This is a genomic window from Caballeronia sp. M23-90, from assembly GCF_053574605.1.
The window spans coordinates 1-4,172 of the sequence record NZ_JBSIPA010000540.1; the positions used below are offsets into that span (position 1 = coordinate 1).

The 4,172-nt window shown below is 63.5% G+C and carries 4 protein-coding genes; all 4 read left to right on the plus strand.

All coding sequences use genetic code 11. The features are described 5' to 3' along the window. Nucleotides 1-1,176 (plus strand): urocanate hydratase (gene hutU / locus ACRXB1_RS32015; protein ID WP_449494314.1); only part of this gene is annotated, 1,176 nt, incomplete at its 5' end. Between the two features lies 1 nt (nt 1,177). After that, nucleotides 1,178-1,774 carry a HutD/Ves family protein gene (locus ACRXB1_RS32020; RefSeq protein WP_061998730.1) on the plus strand — a complete coding sequence of 199 codons (597 nt, stop codon included), beginning with the start codon at nt 1,178-1,180 and terminating at the stop codon, nt 1,772-1,774. Continuing rightward, nucleotides 1,761-2,996 carry an imidazolonepropionase gene (gene hutI, locus ACRXB1_RS32025; RefSeq protein WP_449494315.1) on the plus strand — a complete coding sequence of 412 codons (1,236 nt, stop codon included), beginning with the start codon at nt 1,761-1,763 and terminating at the stop codon, nt 2,994-2,996. Before ACRXB1_RS32020 ends, hutI begins: the two co-directional genes overlap by 14 nt. Continuing rightward, nucleotides 2,993-4,172 (plus strand): formimidoylglutamate deiminase (locus tag ACRXB1_RS32030; protein WP_449494316.1); only part of this gene is annotated, 1,180 nt, incomplete at its 3' end. The genes hutI and ACRXB1_RS32030, both read left to right, overlap by 4 nt.

Sequence of the window (4,172 nt, forward strand, 5' to 3'; positions counted from 1 at the left end):
TGCTTGTTTATCGACGTAGCGCGTGCGCAGCCGCCCGCGGCGACGCTGGCGGGGGCGGTATCGCTGAATATCGAGTGCGACCAGACGCGCATCGACTTCCGTCTGCGCACGCGCTACGTCGATAAACAAGCAAAGGATATCGATCACGCGCTCGAACTCATCAAGCAACATACCGCCGCAGGCGACGCCATCTCGATCGCGCTGCTCGGCAATGCCGCCGAAGTGCTGCCGGAACTCGTGCGCCGCGCCAAGGCCGGCGCCATCAAGCCGGATCTGGTCACTGACCAAACCTCGTCGCACGACCTGATCAACGGTTATCTGCCGGCTGGCTGGAGCCTGGAAAAGTGGCGCGCGGCATCGCTGGACGCCTCGCAACACGCCGAGCTCAAGGCCGCCGCGCAACGCTCGTGCGCGCAGCACGTCCAGGCCATGCTCGATTTCCACGCAATGGGCATCCCGGCAGTCGATTACGGCAACAACCTGCGTCAGGTCGCCTTCGATGACGGCGTAAAGAACGCCTTCGATTTCCCCGGTTTCGTGCCCGCGTATATCCGCCCGTTGTTCTGCGAAGGCAAGGGCCCGTTCCGCTGGGTCGCGCTGTCGGGCGATCCGGAAGACATCTACAAGACCGACGCCAAGCTGAAGGAACTGTTCCCGCATAACGCCGGCATGAACCGCTGGCTCGATATGGCGCGCGACCGCATTGCCTTCCAGGGTTTGCCGGCGCGGATTTGCTGGCTCGGGCTGGGTGAGCGTCACGTTGCCGGTCTCGCGTTCAACGAGATGGTGAAGAGCGGTGAGCTGAAGGCACCGATTGTCATCGGCCGGGATCATCTGGATACCGGTTCCGTCGCGAGCCCGAACCGCGAGACGGAAAGCATGAAGGACGGCACGGACGCCGTGTCCGACTGGCCGCTGCTCAATGCGCTCCTGAACACCGCTGGCGGCGCGACGTGGGTGAGCCTGCATCACGGCGGTGGCGTGGGCATGGGGTACTCGCAACATGCGGGCATGGTGATTGTCGCCGATGGCACCGAAGCCGCCCACAAGCGTCTCGCACGCGTGCTGGTGAACGACTGCGCGTCGGGCGTGATGCGTCATGGCGATGCCGGTTACGAGCAGGCCATCGAATGCGCGAAGAACTTCGGCCTCGACCTTCCATTCATCACGACCTGATATGTCTCTTGCCTTCAGCATCATTCGCGCGGCCGATCTGAAGGCCGTGCCGTGGAAAAACGGTGGCGGCGCGACACGTGAGATCGCGGCGTCGCCGAAGGGCGCCGCATTCGATGCGTTCGACTGGCGCGTGAGCGTTGCCGATGTATCGGAGGCGGGCGCGTTTTCGGTGTTCGACGGAATCGATCGTGTGCTGACGCTGATCGAGGGCGAGCAGATGGTGCTCATCGATTCCGAAGGGCCGGAGTATGTTCTCTCGCGCTGGGATTCGGTCGCGTTTGCGGGCGAAGCGTCGATCAGCGCGGAATTGCCGCACGGTCCCACGCGCGATTTCAACCTCATGTCAAGGCGCGATCGTGCGTCGGGGAACGTGACGGTTCGTCGTCTGGCTGAACAATTGGACGTGGCGCGCGGCAGCGTCGTGCTGTTCGCGGCGCTCGGCGCGTTTGCGGTGAACGGCGAGCGTTTGTCCCAGGGCGATGCAATGGTTTTCGATGCAAGCGAGAATGGCGTGTTGAGCATCGAACCGCTTTCGCAAGACGCGGTTCTGATCGACGCCCGTATCGTTTCAAAGGATCCCGGACATGGCCTCCAGTAACACTTTGCAAGTCTGGCGCAACGCAAGGCTTTCGCCGCGTGCCGATCCAGCAGAAGTCATAGAGAACGCGGCGATTGTCGTGCGCGATGGCCGCATTGAATGGTTCGGCGCGGAGGCTGAAATGCCGCCGGCCTACACCGATGCCGTACGCCACGACCTGCAGCAAAGAATCGTCACGCCGGGTCTGGTCGATTGCCACACGCACCTCGTCTACGCTGGAAACCGCGCGGAAGAATTCGCGATGCGGCTCGAAGGCGCGAGTTACGAAGACATCGCCAAACGCGGCGGCGGGATTGTCTCGACGGTGCGCAACACGCGGGCGGCAAGTGAAGACGAACTCTTCGCGCAATCGCTGCGACGCCTCGACGCCCTGCTCGCCGAAGGCGTGACGGCGCTGGAAATCAAGTCGGGCTACGGGCTGGATCTGGCGACCGAGCGCAAGATGCTGCGCGTCGCGCGGCGTCTGGCTGAGACCCGGCCGGTGACGATCTCGACCACGTTTCTCGGCGCGCATGCGTTGCCGCCGGAATACGCCGGTCGCGCCGATGACTACATCGCCTACGTTTGCAATGAGATGTTGCCGACGCTCGCGGCCGAAGGTCTCGTAGATGCCGTCGATGTCTTTTGCGAGCGCATTGCGTTCACGCTGGAACAGGCCGAGCGAGTGTTCAGCGCGGCATCGAAGCTGAACCTGCCGGTGAAAATGCACGCCGAGCAGTTGTCGCTGATGGGTGGCGCGGCGCTCGCGGCGAAGCATCATGCATTGTCCGCCGATCACCTCGAATTCCTCGATGAAGCCGGCGCCATCGCCATGCGCGAAGCCGGCACGGTGGCCGTGTTGCTGCCCGGCGCGTTCTACTTCATCCGCGAAAAGCAACTTCCGCCCATCGATCTGCTGCGCCGTCATGGTGTTCCGATCGCGCTCGCCACCGACAGCAATCCGGGTACATCGCCGAGCACATCGCTGCTCTTGATGCTCAACATGGGCTGCACGTTGTTCCGTTTATCGGTGGCCGAGGTGCTCGCGGGCGTCACGCGCCACGGCGCAAAAGCGCTCGGTCACGCCGATGTCACCGGCGAGATCAAGCTCGGCGCGAAGGCGGATTTCGTCGCATGGGATATTGAGACGCTCGCGGAACTGGCTTACTGGACCGGGCTGGAACGCTGCGCGCTGGTGGTGCGGCACGGCGCGGTCACTGTAGACAAACGGAAAATCGCATGACAAAAAACAGCCTGTTTGCCGAACACGCGCGCTTGCAGGACGGCTGGCGTCGCGATGTGCTGCTCGAATGGGACGATCACGGCTCGCTGATAGCCGTGACGCCGGACACGAAGCAAGCGGCCGGCGTGCAAAAAGCCAACGGCCCCGTGCTCGCCGGCATGCCGAATCTCCACTCGCACGCGTTCCAGCGCGCAATGGCCGGCCTCACCGAATATCGTGCGAACCCGACGGACAGTTTCTGGAGCTGGCGCGACCTGATGTACCGGTTTGCATCGCGGATCTCGCCGGAAAGTCTGGGCGATATCGCGCGCTGGCTTTACATCGAAATGCTGAAGGCGGGTTACACGTCGGTCTGCGAGTTCCACTATGTGCACAACACGCCCGACGGCGCGCCCTACGCGAGTCCCGCTGAAATGGCGGCGCGCGTGGTCAATGCGGCCGGACAAACCGGCATAGGCATGACCATGCTGCCCGTGCTTTATCAATACAGCGGTTTCGGCGCACGCGAGCCCACACCGGGCCAGGCGCGCTTCATCCACACGCCGGAATCCCTCCTTGATGCGCTCGTCTCGTTGCGTTCATCGCAAGCGGAAAACGGCAATCTCCGATACGGCGTCGCGCCGCACTCGCTGCGGGCGGTATCGAAAGAGACGTTGGGCCGCATGCTCGACGGCCTCGACCGCGAATTCCCCGGCGCGCCGGTGCATATCCATATTGCCGAGCAGACGGCCGAAGTCGATGCGTGCCTCGACGTCCTGAAAGCGCGTCCGGTGCAATGGCTGCTCGACAACTTCGACGTGAACGAACGCTGGTGCCTCGTGCACGCGACCCACGTCGACCAGGACGAAGTCCGCGCGATGGCCGCAAGCCGCGCCGTCGCCGGCTTGTGCCTGACCACAGAAGCCAATCTCGGCGACGGCATTTTCCCGGCGCACGCCTATCTCGCCGATAACGGCCGGTTCGGGCTTGGCTCGGACAGCCACATCGCGCTCGACTGGCGCTCGGAACTGCGCCTGCTCGAATACGGACAACGGCTTACGCGACGCGAGCGCAACGTGCTGGCATCGGAGAAACAAACGTACGTGGCCGATCGTCTTTTCGATGCCGCCACTGAAGGCGGCGCGTACGTTTGTTTCTCCGATGCCAGCACGTTGCGCTCGCGTCGCGTAAGCCGTA

What these genes read in the sequence shown, in the direction of transcription:
- hutI (WP_449494315.1), top strand. Translation starts at nt 1,761, where the DNA reads ATGGCCTCCAGTAACACTTTGCAAGTCTGGCGCAACGCAAGGCTTTCG.
- ACRXB1_RS32020 (WP_061998730.1), top strand. Translation starts at nt 1,178, where the DNA reads ATGTCTCTTGCCTTCAGCATCATTCGCGCGGCCGATCTGAAGGCCGTG.